The 23,011-nt window shown below is 72.1% G+C and carries 24 protein-coding genes; 14 read left to right on the plus strand and 10 right to left on the minus strand.

Annotated features, from left to right (window positions below; translation table 11 throughout):
• Positions 1-108 precede the first annotated feature (108 nt).
• Positions 109-786, plus strand: coding sequence for a TetR/AcrR family transcriptional regulator (locus tag BIU90_RS17530; protein ID WP_071301455.1), 678 nt, complete (start codon positions 109-111; stop codon positions 784-786).
• A gap of 24 nt (positions 787-810) precedes the next feature.
• Here BIU90_RS17530 and BIU90_RS17535 read toward each other — a convergent pair whose 3' ends face one another.
• Positions 811-2,328 carry a threonine/serine exporter ThrE family protein gene (locus BIU90_RS17535; protein ID WP_071301531.1) on the minus strand — a complete coding sequence of 506 codons (1,518 nt, stop codon included), beginning with the start codon at positions 2,326-2,328 and terminating at the stop codon, positions 811-813.
• A gap of 70 nt (positions 2,329-2,398) precedes the next feature.
• On the opposite strand from BIU90_RS17535, the gene BIU90_RS17540 reads away from it, so the two are divergent.
• Positions 2,399-3,103, plus strand: a complete 705-nt coding sequence (locus BIU90_RS17540) for a hypothetical protein (protein WP_071301456.1) — start codon at positions 2,399-2,401, stop codon at positions 3,101-3,103.
• Positions 3,104-3,190: 87 nt separating this feature from the next.
• Here the strand turns inward: BIU90_RS17540 and BIU90_RS17545 are convergent, their stop codons facing one another.
• The 7 genes from BIU90_RS17545 to BIU90_RS17575 all read right to left on the minus strand — a co-directional run bounded on the left by BIU90_RS17545 (position 3,191) and on the right by BIU90_RS17575 (position 11,537).
• Positions 3,191-3,631, minus strand: coding sequence for an OsmC family peroxiredoxin (locus BIU90_RS17545; RefSeq protein WP_071301457.1), 441 nt, complete (start codon positions 3,629-3,631; stop codon positions 3,191-3,193).
• 159 nt (positions 3,632-3,790) lie between these two features.
• Positions 3,791-4,492, minus strand: coding sequence for a GntR family transcriptional regulator (locus BIU90_RS17550; protein WP_254787102.1), 702 nt, complete (start codon positions 4,490-4,492; stop codon positions 3,791-3,793).
• A 13-nt stretch (positions 4,493-4,505) separates the two neighbouring features.
• Positions 4,506-6,173: an ABC transporter ATP-binding protein gene (locus BIU90_RS17555; RefSeq protein WP_071301458.1), complete on the minus strand. Its 1,668-nt coding sequence runs from the start codon at positions 6,171-6,173 to the stop codon at positions 4,506-4,508.
• Positions 6,157-8,040 (minus strand): gamma-glutamyltransferase family protein, encoded by a 1,884-nt coding sequence (locus BIU90_RS17560; protein ID WP_071301459.1) that lies wholly within the window; start codon positions 8,038-8,040, stop codon positions 6,157-6,159. The genes BIU90_RS17555 and BIU90_RS17560 overlap by 17 nt, the downstream gene beginning before the upstream one ends.
• A gap of 4 nt (positions 8,041-8,044) precedes the next feature.
• Entirely contained in the window at positions 8,045-8,932 is an 888-nt protein-coding gene (locus BIU90_RS17565) for an ABC transporter permease (protein WP_071301460.1), read from the minus strand.
• On the minus strand, positions 8,929-9,882 hold the full coding sequence (locus BIU90_RS17570; protein ID WP_071301461.1) for an ABC transporter permease: 954 nt from the start codon (positions 9,880-9,882) through the stop codon (positions 8,929-8,931). Before BIU90_RS17570 ends, BIU90_RS17565 begins: the two co-directional genes overlap by 4 nt.
• A complete protein-coding gene (locus BIU90_RS17575; RefSeq protein WP_071301462.1) occupies positions 9,879-11,537 on the minus strand; it encodes an ABC transporter substrate-binding protein in 1,659 nt (552 codons plus the stop codon). The genes BIU90_RS17570 and BIU90_RS17575 overlap by 4 nt, the downstream gene beginning before the upstream one ends.
• 146 nt (positions 11,538-11,683) lie before the next feature.
• On the opposite strand from BIU90_RS17575, the gene BIU90_RS17580 reads away from it, so the two are divergent.
• Positions 11,684-12,526: a sulfite exporter TauE/SafE family protein gene (locus BIU90_RS17580; protein ID WP_175470253.1), complete on the plus strand. Its 843-nt coding sequence runs from the start codon at positions 11,684-11,686 to the stop codon at positions 12,524-12,526.
• A 64-nt stretch (positions 12,527-12,590) separates the two neighbouring features.
• A complete protein-coding gene (locus BIU90_RS17585) occupies positions 12,591-13,220 on the plus strand; it encodes a DNA alkylation repair protein (protein ID WP_071301463.1) in 630 nt (209 codons plus the stop codon).
• 25 nt (positions 13,221-13,245) lie between these two features.
• Here the strand turns inward: BIU90_RS17585 and BIU90_RS17590 are convergent, their stop codons facing one another.
• On the minus strand, positions 13,246-14,079 hold the full coding sequence (locus BIU90_RS17590) for a polysaccharide deacetylase family protein (protein WP_071301533.1): 834 nt from the start codon (positions 14,077-14,079) through the stop codon (positions 13,246-13,248).
• A 93-nt stretch (positions 14,080-14,172) separates the two neighbouring features.
• Between BIU90_RS17590 and BIU90_RS17595 the strand changes: the two genes are divergently transcribed.
• From BIU90_RS17595 to BIU90_RS17615, 5 genes are all read left to right on the plus strand, one after another.
• Positions 14,173-15,093, plus strand: coding sequence for an aminoglycoside phosphotransferase family protein (locus BIU90_RS17595; protein WP_071301464.1), 921 nt, complete (start codon positions 14,173-14,175; stop codon positions 15,091-15,093).
• Between the two features lie 268 nt (positions 15,094-15,361).
• Positions 15,362-16,570, plus strand: a complete 1,209-nt coding sequence (locus tag BIU90_RS17600; protein ID WP_071301465.1) for a zinc-dependent alcohol dehydrogenase — start codon at positions 15,362-15,364, stop codon at positions 16,568-16,570.
• Complete coding sequence (locus tag BIU90_RS17605; RefSeq protein WP_071301466.1) at positions 16,567-17,595, plus strand: NAD-dependent epimerase/dehydratase family protein; 1,029 nt, start codon at positions 16,567-16,569, stop codon at positions 17,593-17,595. Before BIU90_RS17600 ends, BIU90_RS17605 begins: the two co-directional genes overlap by 4 nt.
• A 36-nt stretch (positions 17,596-17,631) precedes the next feature.
• A complete protein-coding gene (locus tag BIU90_RS17610) occupies positions 17,632-18,120 on the plus strand; it encodes a DUF6314 family protein (RefSeq protein ID WP_139195357.1) in 489 nt (162 codons plus the stop codon).
• Between the two features lie 4 nt (positions 18,121-18,124).
• The gene (locus BIU90_RS17615) at positions 18,125-18,793 is read left to right on the plus strand and encodes a pentapeptide repeat-containing protein (protein WP_071301468.1); all 669 of its coding nucleotides are present in this window, start codon (positions 18,125-18,127) and stop codon (positions 18,791-18,793) included.
• A gap of 44 nt (positions 18,794-18,837) precedes the next feature.
• Here BIU90_RS17615 and BIU90_RS17620 read toward each other — a convergent pair whose 3' ends face one another.
• On the minus strand, positions 18,838-19,809 hold the full coding sequence (locus BIU90_RS17620; protein WP_071301469.1) for an NAD(P)/FAD-dependent oxidoreductase: 972 nt from the start codon (positions 19,807-19,809) through the stop codon (positions 18,838-18,840).
• A 65-nt stretch (positions 19,810-19,874) separates the two neighbouring features.
• Between BIU90_RS17620 and BIU90_RS17625 the strand changes: the two genes are divergently transcribed.
• From BIU90_RS17625 to BIU90_RS17640, 5 genes are all read left to right on the plus strand, one after another.
• Positions 19,875-20,471 carry a helix-turn-helix domain-containing protein gene (locus BIU90_RS17625; protein ID WP_071301470.1) on the plus strand — a complete coding sequence of 199 codons (597 nt, stop codon included), beginning with the start codon at positions 19,875-19,877 and terminating at the stop codon, positions 20,469-20,471.
• Positions 20,472-20,747: 276 nt separating this feature from the next.
• Positions 20,748-21,269, plus strand: a complete 522-nt coding sequence (locus BIU90_RS18490) for a hypothetical protein (RefSeq protein WP_139195358.1) — start codon at positions 20,748-20,750, stop codon at positions 21,267-21,269.
• The gene (locus BIU90_RS17630; RefSeq protein ID WP_071301471.1) at positions 21,259-21,642 is read left to right on the plus strand and encodes a hypothetical protein; all 384 of its coding nucleotides are present in this window, start codon (positions 21,259-21,261) and stop codon (positions 21,640-21,642) included. The genes BIU90_RS18490 and BIU90_RS17630 overlap by 11 nt, the downstream gene beginning before the upstream one ends.
• 112 nt (positions 21,643-21,754) lie before the next feature.
• Positions 21,755-22,435, plus strand: coding sequence for an HAD family hydrolase (locus tag BIU90_RS17635; protein ID WP_071301472.1), 681 nt, complete (start codon positions 21,755-21,757; stop codon positions 22,433-22,435).
• Between the two features lie 69 nt (positions 22,436-22,504).
• Positions 22,505-22,987 (plus strand): GNAT family N-acetyltransferase, encoded by a 483-nt coding sequence (locus BIU90_RS17640; RefSeq protein WP_083404064.1) that lies wholly within the window; start codon positions 22,505-22,507, stop codon positions 22,985-22,987.
• The last annotated feature ends 24 nt before the right edge of the window (positions 22,988-23,011 follow it).

Here is a 23,011-nt window from a genome sequence, read left to right on the forward strand (position 1 = left end):
ATTCTGTCGCGCCCCGGAACACGTCAGGCTGGGTCCGCGGACAGGACGTCCGCGATCGGACACGGGTCCCAGCGACGTCGACCCACCGTCTGAGGAACGACGGAGGGCATGATGCTCGAGGACACCAGCGCGGACACCGCGGCAGCCGCCGCCGCTGCCGCGACCCTGCACCTGCGGATCACGATCGTCGGTGCGACCGTCGACCTGCTCCGGGACGTGCCGTTCCACGAGGCGCGGCCCGACGCCGTCGCCGAGCGGCTCGACATCTCCGTCGCGGAGCTCCGCCAGCACTTCCCGTCCTGGGACGGCCTGGTCCTCGCAGCGCTCGACCGGTGGAACGGCGGCCGGATGGACGAGGTCACGCGTGAGGTGGGCGACGGCAGCACCGTCGAGCTGCTCCGCGCGATCGTCGCCTCGAACGCCGAGGACCCCGCGCTGATGCGCCTGCTCGTCGCCCTGCTGTCGGTCGCGGGCAACCCGGGACACCCGATGGCGCCGTACCTGCGGTCCCGTTACCAGCTCTTCTTCGCGCAGATCCGCCGCGGGCTCGAGCACGACGTCGCGGTCGGACGGGCCCCGCACACGATGGAGCCCCGCCGCGGAGCCGAGCAGCTCATCGCCCTGTACGAGGGCCTCCAGCTGCAGGCACTGCTGCGGGCCGACCTGGACCTCGTGCCGGCGTTCGACCGTGCCGTGGCACGCCTGGAGCGCGGCTGGATGGAGCGCTACCAGCCCCAGGCGGTCAGGCGGCTCTCGACGTGGTCCGACGACGGCTGGGACCTGTAGCCCGTCCCTGCCTGCAGGTCGTGGTCAGGGCGTGCGGGGGAGTCGCGGCACCGTCCCGTTGCCGGGGTCGTAGCCGCTGTCGCGGATGACCCGGAGCGCGGTGGTGTCACTGTGCACCGAGTGGACGACGACCTTGCGCGAGCGGCGGAGTGCACGCCGTGCGCCCGGCGTCGCGAACAGGCTCCCGAGCACCAGCCCGGCGCCGATCCCGAGCGCCACCGACACCGCGGCGACGAAGTCCAGTGCCGCGCTCGACGTGCCGGACATGAAGTTGAGCAGGGCGTTCGACACGGCCACACCGGGCAGCAGCGCGCCGCAGAACGCCGGCACGGAGATCGCCGACACCGCGGTCCGCATCCGCACCGCGGCGTAGGTGGACAGCACACCGAGCAGCACCGCCGCCAGGAACGTCGCGCCGAGCAGCGGGAGTCCGAGCTGCCGGAGCCCCCACAACGACGCCGCCGCGGTCACCGAGAACACGACTGCGACGGGGATGACCCGGGCGCTCGCCTGCTGCACGAAGCAGTTCGCTGCCGCCGACACGACCGTCAGGGACAGCGAGGCCCACAGCGGGAGGGTCTGCGTCACGATGCCCGACGGGTCGACCTCCAGGTGCAGCCACTTCGTCATCGCGATCCCCGCGGGCACACCGACGACGATCGCGGCGATCACGAGCCCGATGTAGAACGCCCGCGCCACGGCCATCGCCCGGAACCCGGAGATCGCGTCCTGCGCCCAGGTCACGAGCGACACGTGGGGCAGGAGCAGCACCACGATCGCCGCGACCATCGTGGCCGCGCCCGCCGGTTGCAGGACACCGGCACCGATCGCCAGGGTGCCGATCACCGACGCGACGGCACCCTGAGCCCCGGAGACGAAGAACTGCGGGTAGCCCCGGTTCGTCAGCCACCGCCCGGACAGGATGATCCCGAGCATGAGCACGAACGCGCCGACCCCGGCACGCCAGCCGCCGCTCGCCTGCATCGCGATCGACGTGCCGAGGATCGACAGCCCCACGTCGGCCACCCAGCTCGGCCACCGGGACGGCATCCGCAGCACGGCCACCAGGGCACTGACGGCGGAGGTCATGTCGCGCTCGTCGTGGATGACGTCGTCGACGATCTGGTTCGCCCACGCCAGGCGGTTCAGGTCGGACCCGTCGGAGCGCACGGTCCGCATCTTGACCAGTGCCGGGCCCTCGGCGGGTGCGTACTGGATCGTCACGGAGCTGCCCGTGAAGTCGAGTTCGAGCGGTGCGAGGTTCCACTTCGTCGCGACGGCGACCAGGGCGATCTCGACGCTGCGGGTGTCGGCACCGGAGGCCAGCATCACCTCGGCGACGTCGAGGCAGAAGTCCACGATCTGCACCGCGGTGTACTGGGCAGCCGCCCGACGGTCGGGTTCCACGTGCTCGTAGATCGAGCCGCGGAGCCGAGCGCGGATGTCCCGCAGGTCGTGCTGGGCGACGTCACGGGCCCGGGCGCGATGGGGCGGACGCGGGGGACGGCCCGTCCGGGGAACAGGGTGGAGCGGGTCGGGCATCCCGCCATTGTGCCTGCCGAGCGCCGTGCCGTCCTCCATGCGCGCTGGGTGCGTCGTCTACCGTGGCCGGATGACATCGACGGGGGAGTCCGACGGCCACCGGGTGCTCGACGACCTGGCCGCCGACGCGACGCACGTCGACGTCGACGCGTCGCTGCGCGCCGCCGGGTGGGCGCCCTGCGGCGTCGGGGACTGGGCCTGGGCACTCCGGGCGCCGGACGGACGGTCGGTCGCGCGGATCAGCCCGTTCGACCCGGCAGCGCCGTACGCCGCCGAGCTCTACCGCGTGGCGGCGTCGACCGGGCAGGTCCCCGTGCTGCTCGGACACCGCGCGCTGGCCGGGGGCGGTGACGTCACGCTGATGGAACACCTCCGACCCGTGCCGGAGGCCGAGGCGGCGGCGTTCCACCGTGCGCTCGCGAGCGGTGCACCCGAGGTCGCGACCCTGGTCGGACACGTCCGCTCGGTGCACGCACGGGGCGCCCGGGAACAGCCGTGGTGGGGTCCGCTCGACGACAACCCCGCCAACGTGATGCGCCGCGACGACGGGCGACTGGTGCTGACGGACCCGTACTACGCGGACGGACCCCGGCTGTACCGCGCGGTGGTCGAGGACCCCGACCGCGTCGTCCGCGCGTACCCGCCCGAGCGACGGCGGTACATGACCGAGTTGCCCCTGGCATCGTCCGCCGCGTGGGACGCCGAGGAGGCAGCGCGGATGCGCGCGGGCCTCGCCGCAGCGGACGCGCGCCTCGCCGGGTCCGCCGGGCACTGAACCGGGGTACGGACGGACGGGAGGCCCGTGGCGGTGTCGCCACGGGCCTCCCGTCCGTCAGCAGTGCTGACTCCTGCTTGGTGCCTGCTACTGCTCGAACGTCGCGTTGAGCGAGATGTCGACACCCGTCAGCGCCTTGCTGACCGGGCAGGTGGCCTTGGCCTCGTCGGCGGCCTTGAGGAACGTCGCCTCGTCGATGCCGGAGACCTCGCCGTTCACGGTGAGGACGATGCCGGTGAGCTTGAACCCGCCCGCGCTGTCCGGGCCGAGCGAGACGTCCGCCTTGACGTCGAGGGCCTCGACCGTGCCGCCGGCCTCGCCGAGGACGGCGGAGAACTGCATCGCGTAGCAGGCCGAGTGGGCCGCAGCGATGAGTTCCTCGGGGCTGGTGGCGCCGTTCGCGTCGTCAGCGGCGCGCTTCGGGAACGACACGTCGTAGGTGCCGACCTTCGAGCTGGAGAGTTCGACCTGGCCGGAGCCGTCGTTCAGGCCGCCGTTCCAGGCGGTACGTGCGGTACGCGTGGGCATGGCCGCTCCTTTCGTGTGGGGGTGCGGGCCCGTCCGGGACCGCCGGAGCCGAGTCAATCGGAGAACGGTCGTTCTCGCAAGCCGTTCTCGGCGAAGACGCAGTCTCACGGTCCGAGTGCGCGCCCCCCGTCGCACCCGTGGGCCGCGCCGGGGTACACCTCAGACGGCGGGGCCGACCGTGCGCAACGCGTCCGCCCGGTCGGCGGAGGACCTGGCGGCGTAGCCGATCCGGCTCTCGCGCACGTGCCACCCCATCCGCTCGGCGGCCTGATCGGCGTCGCCGGAGTCGATCGCGGCGGTGATCCGACGGTGGTCCGGCCACAGGCGCTTGCCACGCGACGCGGTGTCGAGCGCGTATAGCCACTCGATCTTGCGGGAGAGCTGCATGAGCAGGGTCGCCAGCGTGCTGCTGCCCGAGAGCTCGGCGACCAGGAAGTGGAAGCGCTCGTTGAGCTCGACGAGCAGGTCGAGCTCGTCGCGCTCGACGGCGTCGTCCCCGGCGTCGAGCACCTCGCCGAGTTCACGGCGGACGCGCCACCACCCCTCGGGCGGGGTGTCCGCGGCGAACAGCGTGCGGGCACGGACCGCGGCGCGGCGCGCGGTCGCGATCTCGAGGGCCTCGCGCACGGCGAACAGGTCGTCGGCCTCGTCGAAGGGGATCTCGGCGATCCGCGAGCCGACGTTCGGGCGGGACACGACGAAGCCCTCGCCCTCGAGCCCGCGCAGGGCCTCGCGCACGGGCACCCGGGAGACGCCGTAGCGCTCCGCCAGGAACGCCTCGGTGACGCGGGTCCCCGGCGCGAGCACGCCCGCGACGACGTCGCGACGGATCGCGTCGAGGACCCCGTTACCGTTCAGCACGGTGCTGATCGTCTCACGCGGCGGCCTCGGCGATCCTGCGACCCGGCACGGCGTCGAGCAGGTCGCGCGTGTACTGGTCCTGCGGCGCGTCGAACACCTGCGCGACGCTCCCGTGCTCGACGACCTCGCCGCGCCGCATGACCACGACGTCGTCCGCGATCCGGCGCACCACGCCCAGGTCGTGCGTGATGAACAGGTAGCTCAGGCCGAGACGGTCCTGCAGGTCGTCGAGCAGCGTCAGGACCTGCTCCTGCACGAGCACGTCGAGCGCCGACACCGCCTCGTCGAGGATGAGCACCTCGGGTTCGAGGGCGAGCGCCCGGGCGATGGCCACACGCTGGCGCTGCCCGCCGGACAGTTCGTTCGGCCGGAGCTGCGCGATCGACCGGGGCAGGGCGACCTGGTCGAGCAGCGTCGCCACCCGTTCGCTCCGCGATGCCCGGTCGCCGACGCCGAACACCCGCAGCGGTTCGTCGATGACCCGCTCGATCGTCGAGGTCGGGTCGAGCGAGCCGTACGGGTCCTGGAACACCGGTTGCACCTGCCGTCGGATCGCCCGCCGCTCGGCGCCGCGGGCCGTCCCGATCGCGCGCCCGTCGACGAGCGCGGTCCCCGAGGTCGGCTGCTCGAGGCCGAGCAGGATGCGCGCCACGGTCGTCTTGCCGGACCCGGACTCGCCGACGACCGCGGTGGTCGTCGCCCGGCGCACGGTGAACGAGACGCCGTCGGCCGCCCGGAGCGTACCGGCGCCCCGGCCGCGGAGCCGGTACTCCTTGACCAGGTCGGTGACGACGAGCACCGGGTCGCCGTGCTGCGTCGGCTCGGGTGCGGTGCCGGACAGGGCGGGCTCGGCCGCGATGAGTCGCTTGGTGTACTCGTGCTGTGGGTCGCGGAGGATCGCCTCGGGCGGGCCCTGCTCGACGACCTCGCCGTCGAGCATCACCACGATCCGGTCCGTCCGGTCCGCCGCGACGCCGAGGTCGTGCGTCACGAACAGCAGCGTGGTGCCGTGCTGGTCGACGAGCGTCTGCAGGTGGTCGAGGATCTGCCGCTGCACCGTCACGTCGAGCGCACTGGTCGGCTCGTCCGCGATGAGCAGCTCGGGCTGCCGTGCGAGCGCGATCGCGATGAGGATGCGCTGCCGCATGCCGCCGGAGAACTCGTGCGGGTACTGGTCCGCACGTCGGCTCGCCTCGGGGATCCCGGCCTCGGTCATGAGCGCCACGACCCGGTCGCGGACCGCCGACCGCCCCCGCATCCCGCCGGCACGGAGCGTGTCCGCGATCTGCGCACCGACCCGCATCGACGGGTTCAGGTTCGTCGAGGGGTCCTGCGGCACCAGGCCGATCCGGCCACCGCGGACCGGCCGCATCACGGACTCGTCCGCGGCCCCCAGGTCGAGTCCGCCCAGGTGGATCGAGCCGCCGGTGATGTGCCCGGCACCCGGCAGCAGGCGCAGGACGGCGGCGATCAGGGTCGACTTGCCAGAGCCGGACTGGCCGACGATGGCGACGCGTTCGCCACGGCGGACGTCGAGGTGGACGCCGTGCAGCACCTCGCGGCCGCCGAAGGCGACCCGCAGGTCGCGGACGGCCAGCAGCGGGTCGCGCTGGTCGGCGTCGGTCGGGAGGCCCGGCTCGGCTCCGGTGGTCGGGCGGCGGTTCTCAGCGTCCTGTGGCATGGCCCTGTGCTCCTCTGGGGTTGGCGGCGGCGCCGAGGACGCCGGTGGCGGGGTCGCGCGTGACGCACGACAGGCGGCCGAGCGACCAGTCGCCGGCGCGGGTGACGACGTGCCCGAGCGCTTCGAGCCCGGCGATCACCGCGTCCCCGAGCCGGTCCTCGACGACCAGGCCGCCGGGGGTCCAGGTCCGGGGCCAGAACGACCCCGGGAAGGACGTCGTGTGCAGGGCCGGTGCGTCGATGGCCTGCTGCGGCGAGTACCCGCCGACGATCGTCCGGAGCAGGAACAGCAGCTGCCACTGGTCCTGCTGGTCGCCGCCGGGGGAGCCCAGCGCCATGACCGGTTCGCCGTCACGCAGCACCAGGGTCGGGGTCAGCGTGGTGCGCGGGCGCTGCCCGGGCGTCAGCGTCGAGGCGGTGCCCTCCTCGAGCCAGGTCATCTGCATCCGGGTGCCCAGGCAGAACCCGAGCTCGGGGACCGTGGGGCTCGACTGCAGCCACCCGCCGGACGGCGTCGCGCTGACGATGTTGCCCCAGCGGTCGACGACGTCGATGTGGCAGGTGTCGCCGCGGGTCTCGCCGGTCTCCATCACGACGGGCTCGCCGCGGTCCTCGACGGGGGCTGCTCCGCGCGCTCCCGGAACGGTGGGCTCCCCGACGCCGGCGATCGGCTCGCCGCCCGGTGTGTAGGTCTCGCGCAGCGGCGGGAGTGCTCCGGCTCGGGTCGAGACGCTGCCCGGACGGAGCTCGTGCGAGGCGCGCTCGCCGATCAGGGCACGGCGGGCGTCGGAGTAGGCGTCGGCGAGGAGCTCGTCCATCGGGACGTCCCCGTCGCCGTAGTACGCCTCGCGGTCGGCGAGGGCGAGCTTCTGCGCCTCGACGATGGTGTGCGCGCCGAGCACGGTCGATGGGTCGAGCCGGGCGTCCTCGAGCGGCTCGAGCAGGCGCAGGGTCTGCAGCAGCGCCGGACCCTGGCCCCACGGTCCGGTCTTCGCGATCGTGCACCCGCGGAACTCGGCCGTCGTCGCGGGTTCGTACGACGCCCGGAAGGCTGCCATGTCGCTCGCCCGGATCACACCCGCGTGGTCGGTGCCCGAGGCGTGGCGGTGCGGGGCGCGCACGAAGCGGTCGACGGCCTCGGCGACGAAGCCGCGCGACCAGGCGTCCCGCGCGGCGTCGATGCGGGCGGCGCGCGCGTCGGCGCCGTCCTCGGCGACGTCCTCGGCGACGTCGGAACCGGCGTCGACGAGCCGCTCGAGCACTGCGGCGTAGGTCTCGTTGCGCAGGACGGTCCCGGGTACCGGAGCGGAGCCTCCCGGCAGCCACCGGTCGGCGGAGGTCGGCCAGTGGTCGCGGAACAGGTCCTGGACCGTCGCGATCGTGGCGGCCACGCGCGGCGCGACGGGGTGGCCGTCACGGGCGTACCCGATCGCGTAGGCCAGCACGTCGGCGAGTTCCCACGTGCCGTGGTCGCGGAGCAGCAGGAACCAGGCGTCGACCGCGCCGGGGACGGCCGCGGCCAGCGCGCCGGCGCCGGGGACCAGGTCGAGCCCCTCCGACCGGAAGTGCTCCGGGGTCGCACCCGCTGGGGCCGGACCCTGGCCGTTCAGGACCGTGGGGGCCTTGTCGGTGGCCGTCGCGAAGACGGCGGTCATGTCGCCGCCGGGGCCGTTCAGGTGCGGTTCGACGACGTGCAGGACGAACGCACCGGCGACGGCGGCGTCGAAGGCGTTGCCGCCGCGTTCGAGCACGGCCTGGGCGGTGGACGTCGCGGTCCAGTGGGTGGACGCGGCCATGCCGAACGTGCCGCGCAGGTCCGGTCTCGTCGTCTCGACACCGGGTTCGACGAAGGCGGGGTTGGTGCTCATGGGGTCACTTCCGGTCGGAGGCGGTGGGGTCGAGGGCGTCGCGCAGGGCGTCCCCGAACAGGTTGAAGCCGAGGCAGATGACGGCGATCGCGACACCCGGCACGACGGCGGCCCACGGCGCGTTGCCGAGGTACTGCTGCGCGTCCGAGAGCATGATGCCGAGGCTCGGGGTGGGCGGTTGGATGCCGAGGCCGAGGAACGACAGCAGCGCCTCGCCGATCACGGCGACCGGCATGATGACCGTGGCCTGCACGATGATCGCCGACAGGCAGTTCGGCAGGACGTGCTGCAGGATGATCCGCGCTCCGCCGGCATCGAGCGTCTTCGCACTCGTGACGAAGTCGGCGCTCGTGATCCGCAGGGTCTCGCCGCGGACGATCCGGATCATCGCGGGGACGTGCGAGACGCCGATCGCGATGACGGCGTTCGACAGGCTCGGTCCGCTGATCGCCGCGAGGCCCACCGCGATGATGAGGAACGGGAAGGCGAGCGCGACGTCGGTCAGGCGGGAGATGACCGCGTCGAGCCACTTCCAGTACCCGGCGAGCAGGCCGAGCGGCGTGCCGACGACGACGGACACCAGCACGGACAGCGCACCCACGACCAACGACACCTGGATGCCGTAGAACGTCCGCGACAGGATGTCCCGGCCGAGGTCGTCGGTGCCCAGACCGAAGCCCACGGTGAACGGCACCTGGAACGGCAGGTCGAAGTGCGTCTCGGTGGGGTCGTGCGGTGCGATGAGCGGGGCGGTCACCGCGGCGAGCACGACGACCGCGAGCATGACGGCGCCGGTCATGCCGAGGCGGTTCGCACGCACCTGGCGCCACGTGCGGCCCCGGCTGGTGCCGAGGGTGTCCGTGAGCCGGACCGGGGGACTGGTCAGGGTCATGCTGCTCCTCCGACGCGGATCTTCGGGTTGATGACCGAGTACAGGACGTCGACGGCCAGGTTGATGAGGACGTAGCCGACGGTGATGACGAGCACGACGGCCTGGATCACCGGGTAGTCGCGGGTGAACACCGCGTCCAGGGTGAGCTTGCCGAAGCCCGGCAGCGCGAAGATGCGCTCGGTGACGACGGCGCCCGAGATGAGCCCGCCGAGCTGCAGCCCGACGATCGTCACGACGACGATCATCGAGTTCCGCAGGCCGTACCGGAACAGGACCCGGCCACGGCTGAGGCCCTTCGCGCGGGCCGTCCGGACGAAGTCGGTCTTCATCGTCTCGATCATCGACGCCCGGGTCTGCCGCATGATGACCGCGGCGAGCGAGGTGCCGAGGATGAGTGCCGGCAGTGTCAGGTGGTAGATCGCGCTCGCCGGGTTCGTCGTCATCGGGACGTACCCGGACGCCGGGAACCAGCCGAGGCCCGCGGCCAACCAGACGATCGCCAGGATGCCGAGCCAGAAGTTCGGGACCGACAGGCCGACCAGCGCGGCGGCGTTCGCCATCCACTCCGGCCACTGCCCGCGGTACCGCTCGGCGATCGTGCCGAGGGCGACGCCCACGATGACGGCGACGACGATGGCGTAGAGCGCGAGCCAGAGCGTCACCGGGAGCGTGCCACCGAGGAGCTCGTCCACGGGGGTGCCCGTCCGGGTGGAGCGGCCGAAGTCACCCTGCAGCGCGTTCACCAGGAAGCGCCAGTACTGCACCACGACCGAGTCGTCGAGGCCGAGCTGCTGCCGGACCGCTGCGAGGCGCTCGGGGCTGGCCTCCTCCCCCGCCAGCGCGAGGGCCGGGTCGCCCGGCAGCTGCCGCACGCCGACGAACACCACGATCGACGCCAGGACCAGGGTCAGTGCGGACTGCCAGAGCCGCGTGGTCACGTACCGGATCACTTCGAGCCGCCTTCCACGAACGCGGCCTGGCTGAGCCGGACCACGCCGTCCGCGTACGTCGAGACGCCCGCGATGTCGTTCCGGACCCCGGTGATGCTCCGGGTCCGGTAGAGGTAGATGATCGGGTCGTCCTGCTGCACGATCGTCGTCATCTCGCCGTACAGGGCTGCACGCTCCTGCTCGTCGGTCGCCTGCGAGGCGCGGTCGATCAGGTCGTCGACCTCGGGGTTGCTGTACCCGGCGTAGTTGTTGCCGCCGCCGGTCGCCAGGAACCCGCCGATGTTGCCGTGCGGGTCGACCCGCCCGGACCAGCCGAGCTGCAGTGCCTGGAAGTCACCGCGCGTCTGGTCGTCGAGCAGCGTCGTGTACTCGACCGGGGTGATCGTGATCGCGAACCCGCCGGCCCGGGCCTGCGCCTGCAGCGCCTGGGCGAAGCGGACCGTGTCGGGGGTGTTCGTCACCTCCATCGCGATCGGGAACGGCTGCTGCACGCCCGCCTTCGTCAGGATCGCCTTGGCCCGCTCCGGGTCGTACGGTGGGCACGCCGAGCTGGCCTTCGTCGCGAACACGCTCGTGTCGGGGACCGGCGAGCATGCGACGTCCGCCCAGCCGTGGAACACGCTCTGCACGAGCTCGCCGCGGTTGATCGACATCGACAGGGCCCGTCGGACGTCGGCGCGCTTCGCCAGCGGGGTGTCGATCTGCTCCGGGTCCGTGCCGACGCCGTCCTGGTTGCCGATGTTCACGGTGATGCCCTGGTAGCCGAGCGACCCCGTGCGCAGGACGCTCAGGTCCTTCCGCTTCCGCAGGTCGTCGACGTCCTGGGTCGAGATCGAGTCCGCGACCTGGACGTCCCCGGACTTCAGGTTCGCCGCACGGATGCTGGCGTCGGTGATGATCCGGTACGTGATCGTGTCGAAGTGCGCCGTCTCGGGGGCGTAGTACTCCGGGTCCTTCTCGACCTGGATCGACGTCTGCGGGACCCGCTTGACGAACTTGTACGGCCCGACGCACACGGGGGCGTCACCGAAGGCGTCGCCCTCGCGCTCGAGTGCCGTCGGCGACATCACCATGCCGGCACGGTCGGCGAGCGCCGCGGTGATCGGGGCGAACGGGGTGTCGTAGTGCAGCCGCACGGTCTGGTCGTCGACCGCCTCGACGTCCGACACCGGCCCCATCTCGCTCTTGCGGCTGGAGTCGGCCTTCGTCAGGTTCCGCTCGAGCGTGGTGACGACCGCCGCCGCGTCGAAGGGCGTGCCGTCGGCGAACCGGACGCCGGTCCTCACCGGGAACGTCACCGTCCTGCCGCCGTCCGACACGGTCGGCAGCGCGGTGGCGAGCATCGGCACGATCGTGCCCTCGGCGTCGATGTCGTAGAGCTTCTGGCACATCGTCTCCATGACGTACCGGGTGTAGAGCGACGACGACGTGGTCGGGTCGAGACGGTCCGGCTCGGCGGAGAGCGCCATGACGAGGTCGCCGCCGTCGCGGACCTGCTGATCGCCGATCGGGGTCGTGGTGACCGTGCCGGCGGTGGTGCCGCCGGCCTTCGAGCGTTGGACGGGGACGCAGGCGGTCAGGACGAGCGTCGCTGCGACGAGGACGGCGGGCAGTGCGATGAGTGTGCGGCGGCGTCGGGGGCTGATCGGGGGCATGGGGTTCCTGAAGCGTGGAGTGGCGTGGCGTTCCTTGTGGGATCGCGCTCAGGAGCGGCTGTGATTGCATACAATCACGCTTGAGGGGCACCGTTTGTACACAACGCGTTTCCGTCGTGTAAAACCCGCGACGTACTCTGGACCCGATGACCTCCCGCACCACCCGCATCCTCCTGCTCGTCGCGATCGGTGTCCTCGCCGGGGTGCTCTCCGGCCTGTTCGGCGTCGGCGGCGGCGTCATCGTGGTGCCAGCGCTCATGGCCTTCCTGCACATGGACCAGCGCAGCGCCTCGGCGAGTTCGCTCGTCGCCATCGCCCCGGCGGCGATCGTCGGTGCGGCCACCTACGCCCTGCAGGGCGAGGTGCACTGGCTCGCGGCGCTCACCCTCGCGGTCGGCAGCGTCATCGGAGCACCCGTCGGCGCTCGACTGCTGCGTGCGATCTCGCTCCGGGTCCTGCCGTGGATCTTCGTCGGGTTCATCGCGGTGGTGCTCGTCTCCCTGTTCACGAACACCCCGACCCGCACCGGCGACGTGCACTTCGGGATCGTCGAGGCGCTCGTCCTGTTCGGCATCGGTCTGCTGTCGGGCGTGCTGTCCGGTCTGGTCGGGGTCGGCGGCGGTGTCGTCATCGTGCCGGGGATGGAGCTCGCGCTCGGGGCCGGGGATCTGCTGGCCAAGGGCACGTCGCTGCTGACGATGGTGCCGACGGCGGTCTCGGGCACGGTCGCGAACCTGCGGCGGGGCGCGGTGGACCTGCGCATCGGCCTGACGGTCGGCATCACGGCGGCGGTCTGCTTGCCGGCCGGTGCGGCACTCGCCCGGGTCATCGACCCGCAGGTCGGCACGTGGCTGTTCGCGGCGTTCCTGGTGGTCGTCGCGGTGATCGTCCTGCGCCGGGGCCTGCGCGCAGCGCGCGCCGACGCCGAGCCGGGACCCGGCGGTCTGGAGGGTGCGGCCGAGTCGGCGACGGGCGTGGCGGACCGGTGAGGGGCCTCCTGGGAGGCCCGGTGCCGGTTGGTCTCGTGACCTGCGTCGGTCAGGTGGAGACCTGGTGAGCCGCGCGAGTGCCGAGGACGTCCTGGTCGCGTTCGCGCGGACGTCCGGCGACGTCGCGGCTGCGCGCCGCGTCGCGCGGCAGTTCGCGGACCTCGACGAGGGCGACCGGTCGGCGCTGCTCTGGAGCGAGGACCCGGGCGCACGACTGGTCGCGGTGCTGCTGCTCGTGCAGGCGATGCGCGAGCGCGCGGACCCCGAGCTGACCGAGGAGTACCTGTCGGCTGCCCGGTCGGAGCGGATCGACCGGACGGAGCTGGTGGACCTGGTGGCCGAGGAACTCGTGGGCGTGCCGATGCTGGGCGGGTCGACCGGGCCGCTGTTCGCGCTCGCGAAGTCCGACGTGGCGTTCGTCCGCCGGATCGCGGTCGTGGCCACCCTGGCGTTCGTGAAGCAGGGCGACGCCGAGGTGCCCCTGTCGGTGGTGGGCCGGCTGGTGCGCGAGAAGGGCGACACCGTGCAGAGCGCGCTCGGCTGGGTGCTGCGCGAGGTCGGCAAGCGGGCGTCGGAGCCGGCGCTCGTGGCGTTCCTCGAACAGCAGGGCCGCTTCCTCACGCCCGCCGCGCTGGCCACGGCGACGGAGCACCTGCCGGCGGGCGAGCGGGAGCGACTGCGCGCCGGGCACTGAGCCGTGGCCGCCGGCTCGGTGTCGCTCACCGGTCGAAGACGTCATCCAGCGTGTACGTCGCCAGCTGGCGTTCCTGCAGCAGCTCGTGCAACCGGGGGAGCGCCCCGATGGTGCCGGGGAAGTTCGCATGGCCCATCACGATGTGCGCCGGCAGGAACCACTGGTCGGCGAACCCGACGATCTGGTCCGCGGTGATGTCGCCGGAGTCCGCGAGCGAGCCGTACCAGAGCAACGGCGTGGTGTACCCGGCGCTGGCTGCTGCGGCATCGACCCGGGCGTCGTGGTAGCCGAACGGTGGACGGAAGTACGGCTTCGCGGTCACGCCGAAGGTGTCCTCGATGAAGTGGTCGTTCCGGGTGAGCTGGTCGACGATGCCCTGGGCGGACAGCTTCGTCAGCGCCGGGTGGTCCCACGTGTGGTTCCCGAGCTGCACCTGCCCCGAGGTCACCAGCGGCCGTAGCAGGTCGGCGTGGTTGGTCCATGCCGGCCGGACTCCGTTCACGAAGAACGTCAGCCGGGTACCGGTCTCCGCGGCGAACCGGGCGTACGCCTCGACGACCTCGGACGAGGCGCCGTCGTCCACCGTCCACGCGATCCCCGGCGTGCCCGCGGGCAGCCCCGTGACGGTGCCGTGGGGCAGCGGCTGGCGCTGGAGCGCGGGACGAGTCGGCGTGGGGCTCGGCGTGGGCGTGGGCGTCGGCGTCGCTGTGGTGCCCGACGACGCTGTTGCGCTCGGTGAGTCAGCTGCGTCGGGGCGTCCGGGGTCGCCCGCGCAGGCTGCCAGGGCGCCCACGAGCAGCGCGCCGCCGCCGGACAGCAGCGCGCGGCGCGACGGCCTGCGGGTGGATCGGTGGTTCATCGCCGCCATGCTCCCGAGCGGGGACCGTCCGGCGCATCGGCGCGCAGGACGATCCCCCTGGCCGACCGGCCATCCGTCCGCCACGATGGCTGCATGTCGGACGACACGGTGCCCACGGACGCAGTGCCCCCAGACGCAGTGCCCATCGACGCGGCCCTGGTGGAGCGGCTCGTCGCCGAGCAGTTCCCCGCCTGGTCCGGGCTGCCCGTCACGTCCGCGGACCCCCAGGGCTGGGACAACCGCACGTTCCGCCTCGGCGACGAGCTGTCCGTCCGCCTGCCGAGCGCCGGCGCGTACGTGCCCGGGACCGCGAAGGAGTCCCGCGTCCTCGCCTGGCTCGCCCCACGCCTCGACGTCCCGGTACCGGAGGTCGTCGGCGTCGGTCGACCCGGCAGCGGCTACCCGTTCCCGTGGTCAGTGCGGCGGTGGATCGGCGGCACGGTCGCGGCGCGGTGGGAGGGCGACCGGACGGCGCTCGCCGCGGACGTCGGCGGGACGCTCCGGCAGCTGCGTGCGGTCCCGACCGACGGACGCCCCGGGCTGGAACCGGGAGCGCACTCGTTCCAGCGCGGTGCCCCACCGTCCGCCTACGCCGACGAGGTGGACGAGGCCCTCCGGACCCTGGGTGACGAGGTCGACCGAGACGCCTGCCGCCGTGTCTGGGACGCGGCGTGCAGCACGAGGTGGGAGGGACCGGGCGTGTGGTTCCACGGGGACGTCGCGCCGGACAACCTGCTGGTGGACGAGCGGGGCCGGCTGTCGGCGCTCCTCGACTTCGGCACGAGCGGTGTCGGTGACCCGGCGTGCGACGTCGTGCTGGCGTGGACGTTCCTGGACGCGGACGCGCGGCAGGTGTTCCGGCAAGAGGTCGGGCTGGACGACGACACCTGGGCTCGCGGGCGCGGGTGGTCCCTGTGGAAGGCGCTCGTCATGATCGAGCGCAACGACGAGCCGGACGTGCGCGCGACGTGGACGGCGGTCCTGGCCGCCACGTTGGCAGACCCGGTCACCTGACGGCCTGGAGGCTCGGGTCGGGCCCGCACCGGGCCTCCCGTCCGGCGGGCGCTCACGTGATGCCCCCGCGAAAGCGACAGATCGTGCCGAACGTCCGGGCGGGTTCTGTCGCTTTCGCGAAGGCGACAGATCGTGCCCGACGTCCGGGCGGGTTCTGTCGCTTTCGCGAAGGCGACAGCGACCCGCCGACAGCAGCCGGCCGACCCGCTGGGAGGGTGCGCCGGTGTGCGGGCGTAGACGGGGACCACCGCGACGAGAGGACTGCACCATGCGCGCACTGACCTGGCAGGGCACCGAGAAGGTGTCCGTCGAGACCGTCCCCGACCCAACCATCCAGCTGCCGACCGACGCGATCGTACGGATCACCTCGACGGCGATCTGCGGCTCCGACCTGCACCTCTACCGCGTGCTCGGCCCGTACATCGACAAGGGCGACGTCCTCGGCCACGAGCCGATGGGCATCGTCGAGGCGGTCGGCTCCGCCGTCACGAACCTCAAGGTCGGCGACCGTGTCGTCGTCCCGTTCAACATCTCCTGCGGGCACTGCTACATGTGCCAGCGCGGCCTGCAGTCCCAGTGCGAGACCACCCAGGTCACCGAGTACGGCAGCGGCGCCGCGCTCTTCGGCTACACGAAGATGTACGGCCAGGTCCCCGGTGGCCAGGCCGAGTACCTGCGCGTACCGCACGCCGACTACGGCCCGATCGTGATCCCGGACGACGGCACCCCCGACGACCGCTGGCTCTTCATGAGCGACATCATCCCGACGGCCTGGCAGGCAGTGCAGTACGCCGACGTGCCCGAGGGTGGCACGCTCGCGGTGCTCGGCCTCGGCCCCGTCGGACAGTTCGCCGCACGGATCGGCAAGCACCTGGGCTACCGCGTACTCGCCGTCGACCCCGAGCAGGTCCGCCGTGACCTCGGTTCGAAGCACGGCATCGAGACGTACGACCTGACGAAGGACGTCGTCGCGGAACTCGTCGACCGCACGGACGGTCGCGGCCCGGACGGCGTCGTCGACGCGGTCGGCATGGAGGCGCACGGCAACGCCGTCGCCGGGTTCGCCCAGCGTGCGGCCGGGCTGCTGCCCGACGCGCTCGCGCAGAAGGCGATCGAGACGGCCGGTATCGACCGGCTGGCAGCCCTGCACGCGGCGATCGACCTGGTCCGCCGCGGCGGCACCGTCTCGCTGAGCGGGGTCTACGGCGGGATGGCCGACCCGATGCCGATGATGACCCTCTTCGACAAGCAGATCACCGTCCGCGAGGGGCAGTGCAACGTCCGCCGCTGGGTCGACGACCTGCTGCCGCTCGTCTCCGACCCCTCGGACCCGCTCGGCACGCTCGACCTGACGTCGCACCGGGTCTCGCTCGAGGACGCCCCGCACATGTACGAGGTGTTCCAGAAGAAGCAGGACGGGTGTGTGAAGGTCGTCCTCGACCCCGCGATGGCAGCCGGTTCCCCGGTCGCAGCGTGACCCGCGTCGTCGTCGTCGGGGCGACCGGCAACGTCGGCACCGCCGTGCTGCGGCGCCTGACCGCCGAGCCGGACGTGCAGGTCGTCGGCGTTGCCCGACGGCTGCCCGACGCCCACTCCGCACCGTACGACGGCGCGCTCTGGCACGCCGTCGACGTGGGCGCACCGGACGCGGTCGACCAGCTGGCCACCGTGTTCCGCGGCGCCGACGCGGTGGTGCACCTGGCCTGGGCGCTGCAGCCGACGCACGACATCCCGGTGCAGTACCGGACGAACGTCGTGGGCACGGCGAACGTGCTCGAGGCCGTGGCTCGCGCCGACGTCCCCCAGGTCGTCGTCGCGTCCTCGGTCGGCGCCTACCGCGGGGTCGACGTCGAGGGCAAGCGCCACCGCGTCGACGAGTCCTTCCCGACCGACGGCATCCCGACGGCGACGTACGCGATCCACAAGGCCGAGAACGAGCGGGCGCTCGATGCCTTCGCTGCGGCGCACCCGGCGGTGGTCGTCACGCGACTCCGACCGGGGCTGGTCTTCCAGAAGGCGGTGGCCGCCGAGCTGCGGGGGTTGTTCCTCGGGCCGTTCGTGCCGATGGGCATCGTCCGGTGGATCCGCTGGGCCGTGCTGCCGCTGCCGTACGCGTTCGTGTTCCAGGCGGTGCACGCCGACGACCTCGCCGACGCGTTCTGGCGCACGATCGACCGCCGGGCGACCGGTGCGTTCAACATCGCCGCTGCACCGGTGCTCACCCCGCCACGGATCGCGCGGGTACTCGGCATGCGCGGCGCCGTCCGGATCCCGTACCGGCTGCTCCGCGGCATCGTGACCCTGACGTGGCGGCTCCGCCTGCAGCCGACCGACGCCGGCTGGCTCGACATCGCCGCGTCGGTGCCGGTCATGTCGACCGCGCGGGCGCAGACGGAACTCGGTTGGGAGGCCCGGCACAGTGCCACGGACGCGCTCGGCGAGCTGGTGGCCGGGTTCGCGGACGGCGCGCACGTCCCGGCGTCCGGCCCGCTCCGGGGCTGACGCCCTGATGTGCTGACGCGCCGGTACGCTGCCGGGATGGTGCCGACAGACCTGCTGGGGAGCTGGACCCTGCGGAGGACGCTGCACGACCGGCGGGCTGGTCTCCACGGCACGGTCACCGGGACGACGACGTTGCGGGCGGTGCGGTCCGCTGCGCCGACTGCGCCGTCTCGGCCTTCTGCGCTGTCCGGGCCGTCCGCGCTGTCGGCGCCGGACGACGTCGACCAGGTCGAGTGGACCGAGACGGGCACGATGGTCTTCGACGGCCGGACGGTCCCGGTCACCCGGACGCTGCTCGTGCGCCGGACCGAGGACCTCGGGTGGCGCGTGCACTTCGCCGACGGGCGGGTGTTCCACGACTGGGTCTGGGGCGACACCGTCGTGCACGCCTGCGCTCCCGACGACTACACCGGGCTGCTGTCCGGCGACGCGACGCGGTGGACCGTGCGGTGGGAAGCGGTCGGTCCGGCCAAGGACCACCGGCTCGACAGCGTGCTCGAGCGCCGGACCGACGCGGCAGACTGAGCGCATGGCCCGCACTCCGTCCGGCACCGCCGCTCCGCGCATCACCCTCACCGAGCCCGGCGACCTCACCGACTGGCAGCCCGCGCCCGGCGACGTGCTCTCCGGCGACCGGATCGACGGGCGGCGGATCGGCACGCTCGACCTGGCGGGCCAACGCCTGCCGGACCTGGAGGTCGAGGAGTGCGTCATCGACGTGCTGCACGCCGACGACGCCGACCTGCGCGGCCTCCGACTGCACGACTCCGTCGTCGAGACCCTTGACGCCCCGGTGCTCCGCGCCTCGAGCAGCACCTGGCGCGAGGTCCGCGTCGGCGGCGGCCGTGTCGGCTCGGCAGAGCTGTACGACGCGGGCCTGAACGGCGTCGAGTTCATCGGCATGAAGTTCGGGTTCGTGAACCTGCGCGGGGCACGGGTCACCGACGTGGTGTTCCGCGACTGCGTCATCGACGAGCTCGACATCGCCGACGCCCGGCTGCTGCGGGTGTCGTTCGAGGGGACCCGGATCCGCGCTGCCGAGGGCTCGAACACCCGCATCGAGCACGTCGACCTGCGCAGCGCGGACCTCGACCGGGTGGAGCGGCTCGAGGGCCTGCGCGGGGCCACCATCGCGTCCGACCAGCTCTTCACGCTGGCGCCCCTGCTCGCCGCGCAGGCGGGGTACCGGGTCGACTGACGTGCGGCACGACCTCGCTCCGTGCGGACGGCCCGCCCCGCGGCTCAGCGCGCGTCTGCCAGGGCCATCGCCGCGGCCAGGTCCGCCTGGATCAGGTCGCCGTGCACCGCGGCCCCGGCGGTCGTCCCCGCCGCTGCCGACACCGCGACCGTGGCCATGGGCGACGCCACGTTCCCCGCCGCCCACACACCGGGGACGTCGGTCGCACCGGTCGGACCGACGGGGACCGCGCTGCCGATCCGGAAGTCGTTCATGACCTGGTCGACGGCGAGGACCCCGACGCCCTCGAGGCCGGCGACCCGCGCCTCGACACTTCCCGCCGCTGCCACGGCGTCGAGTGCGACGGTCGACCCGTCCGCCAGGGTCACGCCCGACAGGACGCCGTCGACCGAGTCCACCGAGACGACGCGCTCGGTCACGACGTCGACGCCGCGCGCCCGGAAGCCCGCCAGGTCGGCGTCGGTGAGTCGGTCCGGGCCGTCGGCGAACACCGTCACGTGCTCGCTCAGTGCCCGCCACATGTGCGTCTGGTGCGCCCCGAACGGTGTGGTCACCAGGACGCCGATCCGGCGGTCGCGGACCTCCCACCCGTGGCAGAACGGGCAGTGCACGACGCCCCGGCCCCACTGCTCCGCCAGGCCCGGCACGTCCGGCAGGACGTCCACGGCGCCGGAGGCGACGACCACCCGTCGGGCGGACACGGTCGCGCCGGAGTCCAGGGTGAGGGTGAAGCCGACCGGGTCGCCGTCCGTGACCGGTCCGGCGGACGCCGCCACGATCCTCCCGGCAGTGACGCGGACGCCGTACTGCGCGACCTCGTCACGTCCGGTGCGGACGAGGTCGCCGGGAGCGATGCCCTCGCGGCCCAGGTAGTTGTGGACGCCCGCGGCCGGGGCGTTGCGGGGTTCGCCCGCGTCGACGACGAGGACGGAACGTCGAGAACGACCGAGGATGAGCGCTGCGGCGAGGCCGGCGGCACCGCCGCCGATGACGAGGACGTCAGTGGAGTCAGACATGCGCCCATCGTGCGGCGTCGCGATCGCGGTGGCAACGTTCGTTGCCGGTCTGGCAACATGACGACATGACCGACCGCCAGGAGGCCCGCCCCACCACCCGCACGACGGCCGATGTCGTCGACGCCGTCGGTCCACGGCTCCGCGCCCTGCGCCAGCGACGCGACGTCACGCTCGCTGCGCTCGCGGTGGAGACCGGGATCTCGGTGAGCACCTTGTCGCGACTGGAGTCGGGGCAGCGGAAGCCGACGCTCGAACTGCTGCTGCCGTTGGCCCGGGCGTACCAGGTGCCGCTCGACGACCTGGTCGGAGCGCCGCGCACGGGCGATCCCCGCGTGCACCTACAGCCCGAGCGGCACGGAGACCGGGTCGTGGTGCCGCTGACACGGCGGACCGGGGGCGTGCGGTCGTTCAAGCAGCTCTTCCCGGCGCACTCGCCGGGCGGCGAGCCGGACCTGCGGACGCACGAGGGCTGGGAGTGGCTCTACGTGCTCTCCGGACGGCTGCGGCTGCTGCTCGGCGAGCGGGACCTCGACCTCGGGCCGGGTGAGGTCGTCGAGTTCGACACGCACACGCCGCACTGGATCGGCAACGTGACGGACCAGGTGACCGAGGTGCTGTGCCTTTACGGGCCGCAGGGGGAGCGGGCGCACGTCCGGACGTGATGTCCCATCCACGTGTCGAGACCTCTGGGCACTCGTTCACGACTTCCTCGACCCGGCCGAGGGTTAGCGCATCCGCCCGACTGATCATCATCAAGCACGTCGTCGAGCATGGTGAATAAGTTCAGATGGAGTGCCATACGCGGTCGGGTGCAGGGATGGCCAAGTTCACTTCGGGCAGCAGCGCCGACACGCTGCATCGATACAAGGCGTAGTTGCCGTTGCGCCTCGGCGCAGTATCCTTTGACCGACACACGACCCGAAGGCCTGACCTGAACCATGACCCTGTTCGACGCTCACTCGGCTCCTGGTTGGGCTGATTGGCTCGGTCTACTTCTCACCGTTGTCGGATTCGCGATTGCAATCATCCAAGCGACAAGAGCCAGACGAGCGGCGTCCGCAGCTTCTGAAGCATTGACCAAAGCAGAACAGCGCTTGAGATTGGACGCTTTGTTTGCATTTCCGGCGTCCCTCGCAGACGCGAGGGGGGAATTGAACTGGGCAGAAGCGCACGATGATCAAGCCGTCGCGCGCTTTGCGTTGCTCCGACTACATAGTCGTTCGAGCGAAGCCCTACTTCTCGTCGATGACGAGACATTTGACGTCCTCGACCAGAAAAAGCTAGCCCGGCTTCTACGTAAGGTAATCAAAAACAGCCTGTACGCGAAGGACCAGTTGGGCGAAGGTGAAAGCGTCGCCGAAATCCTCACGGACGTCCTTCGCAGTTTCGATGAGCTTTATAGTCAGGTCGCGGCTAGCACCGCCAACATGAGGATGAGAGTGAGTAGAAGTGCTTCTTAATGAGGACGAATGGGCTGGACTGATCGAACGCCTGATCGCCGTGACGGAGAAACGTTCCTTGGATTGGGAGGTAGAGCGATCCGAAGAAGACGAGTCAGAGGACAGCTTCTCCTACAGGAGTATCGTCGGCGAGACTCAATACACGATTGGGTCGGTCGACGGTGATGGGGTTGCACCCTTCTCGCTGGACATTTGGCGCCAGGGGGCGATCTACGATTCGGTGCAGTCGCCCTCAGTGAGGTCGTCGACGGAACAACAGATCGCTCTTCGAAGTGGATTACGGGATCTTTATCGAGAGATTGGGCGAGCGGTCAACCGCGCGCCCGAACAGGTAGCCCTGTTCATGTCGGATCTGGCCATTCTCGGAGAATAGGTCGTCCGCTCGCAGTTTGGCGCCTTCGAGGTAGCGGACCCTTCGCTGGTACCTGCTTACGTATGTCGGATCGCCTGGACCAGCGCGAAGGTCCTGGGAGCACGCTGGTCGGATGGCTGACGCACCCTCGACCGCCGTCCTCTTCGACATCGACGGCACCCTCGTCGACTCGAACTACGCCCACGTCGACGCGTGGTGGCGTGCCTTCCGGGTGATCGACGCGCCCGTCGACGCCTGGCGCATCCACCGGCTGATCGGCATGGACGGTGCGCGCCTGCTCGAAGAACTGCTGCCGGACGCCTCGGACGAGGACCGCGACACGGCGAAGCAGTACCAGTCGGCCTACTTCGCCGAGCACATGCCCCGCCTGCGCCTGCTGCCGGGCGCGCGCGAACTGCTGCAGGCCGTGTCGTCCCGCGGGCACCAGGTCGTCCTGGCCACGAGCGCGCCGCCGAACGAGCTCGGCCGGCTGCGGGAGCTCCTCGACGCCGAGCAGTGGATCGACGTCGTCACCAGCGGCGCGGACGTCGAGCAGGCCAAGCCCGCGCCGGACATCGTGCAGGTCGCCCTCGAACGCTCCGGGGTCGACCCGTCGGACGCGGTCATGATCGGTGACGCGATGTGGGACGTCGAGACCGCAGGGAAGGTCGGGGTGCCGTGCATCGCCGTCATGACGGGCGGCGTCGGCGGGGACGAGCTGCGGGGTGCTGGCGCTGCTGCGGTGTACGACGACGCTGCGGCGGTGCTGGCCGCGATCGACGACGGGCCGATCGGAGCGCTCGGGCGCGCGTGACGGGCGGCGGCGCTCCGCGCGCGTGGTGCCGGGCGGCGGCGCTCCGCGCGCGTGACAGGATGGTCGATCGTGATCACGATCGAACGCGTCGCCTGGGACGACCCCCGAGCAGTCGAGCTCCGCGCCCGCATGGACGAGGAGATGCACGAGCGCTACGGCTCGGCCCAGCGCGACGAGGACCCCGCCGTCACCGCCGAGCGCGACCGTGCACTCGCCGTCGACCCGGCCAGGGTGATCACCTCGCTGCTCGCGATCGACGAGTCCGGCGAGGCCGTCGCCCACATCGCCGCACGGTGGCTCGGTGACGAGGTCGAGCTGAAGCGCCTCATCGTGCGCTCGAGTGCCCGGGGCAAGGGCGCGGCCACCGCGCTGCTCGACGCGTGCGCGGACGTCGGCCGCGAGGTCGGAGCCGCGCGCCTCGTCCTGCAGACCGGCGACAAGCAGCCCGACGCCGTCGCCCTCTACCGCAAGACCGGTTGGCGCCAGATCCCGGTGTACCCGCCGTACGCCGCGACGATGCCGTGGTCGTTCTGCTTCGACAAGGCGCTGTAGCCCGCGTCCGGCCCGGTTCCTGGG

The organism is Curtobacterium sp. MCBA15_001, assembly GCF_001864835.1.
Lineage (GTDB): Bacteria > Actinomycetota > Actinomycetes > Actinomycetales > Microbacteriaceae > Curtobacterium.

Excerpts from the sequence above, each read along its gene's own strand:
- BIU90_RS17530 (WP_071301455.1), top strand. The coding sequence starts at position 109 with ATGATGCTCGAGGACACCAGCGCGGACACCGCGGCAGCCGCCGCCGCT.
- BIU90_RS17535 (WP_071301531.1), bottom strand. The coding sequence starts at position 2,328 with ATGCCCGACCCGCTCCACCCTGTTCCCCGGACGGGCCGTCCCCCGCGT.
- BIU90_RS17540 (WP_071301456.1), top strand. The coding sequence starts at position 2,399 with ATGACATCGACGGGGGAGTCCGACGGCCACCGGGTGCTCGACGACCTG.
- BIU90_RS17545 (WP_071301457.1), bottom strand. The coding sequence starts at position 3,631 with ATGCCCACGCGTACCGCACGTACCGCCTGGAACGGCGGCCTGAACGAC.
- BIU90_RS17555 (WP_071301458.1), bottom strand. The coding sequence starts at position 6,173 with ATGCCACAGGACGCTGAGAACCGCCGCCCGACCACCGGAGCCGAGCCG.
- BIU90_RS17560 (WP_071301459.1), bottom strand. The coding sequence starts at position 8,040 with ATGAGCACCAACCCCGCCTTCGTCGAACCCGGTGTCGAGACGACGAGA.
- BIU90_RS17565 (WP_071301460.1), bottom strand. The coding sequence starts at position 8,932 with ATGACCCTGACCAGTCCCCCGGTCCGGCTCACGGACACCCTCGGCACC.
- BIU90_RS17575 (WP_071301462.1), bottom strand. The coding sequence starts at position 11,537 with ATGCCCCCGATCAGCCCCCGACGCCGCCGCACACTCATCGCACTGCCC.
- BIU90_RS17580 (WP_175470253.1), top strand. The coding sequence starts at position 11,684 with ATGACCTCCCGCACCACCCGCATCCTCCTGCTCGTCGCGATCGGTGTC.
- BIU90_RS17590 (WP_071301533.1), bottom strand. The coding sequence starts at position 14,079 with ATGAACCACCGATCCACCCGCAGGCCGTCGCGCCGCGCGCTGCTGTCC.
- BIU90_RS17595 (WP_071301464.1), top strand. The coding sequence starts at position 14,173 with ATGTCGGACGACACGGTGCCCACGGACGCAGTGCCCCCAGACGCAGTG.
- BIU90_RS17600 (WP_071301465.1), top strand. The coding sequence starts at position 15,362 with ATGCGCGCACTGACCTGGCAGGGCACCGAGAAGGTGTCCGTCGAGACC.
- BIU90_RS17610 (WP_139195357.1), top strand. The coding sequence starts at position 17,632 with ATGGTGCCGACAGACCTGCTGGGGAGCTGGACCCTGCGGAGGACGCTG.
- BIU90_RS17615 (WP_071301468.1), top strand. The coding sequence starts at position 18,125 with ATGGCCCGCACTCCGTCCGGCACCGCCGCTCCGCGCATCACCCTCACC.
- BIU90_RS17620 (WP_071301469.1), bottom strand. The coding sequence starts at position 19,809 with ATGTCTGACTCCACTGACGTCCTCGTCATCGGCGGCGGTGCCGCCGGC.
- BIU90_RS17625 (WP_071301470.1), top strand. The coding sequence starts at position 19,875 with ATGACCGACCGCCAGGAGGCCCGCCCCACCACCCGCACGACGGCCGAT.
- BIU90_RS18490 (WP_139195358.1), top strand. The coding sequence starts at position 20,748 with ATGACCCTGTTCGACGCTCACTCGGCTCCTGGTTGGGCTGATTGGCTC.
- BIU90_RS17635 (WP_071301472.1), top strand. The coding sequence starts at position 21,755 with ATGGCTGACGCACCCTCGACCGCCGTCCTCTTCGACATCGACGGCACC.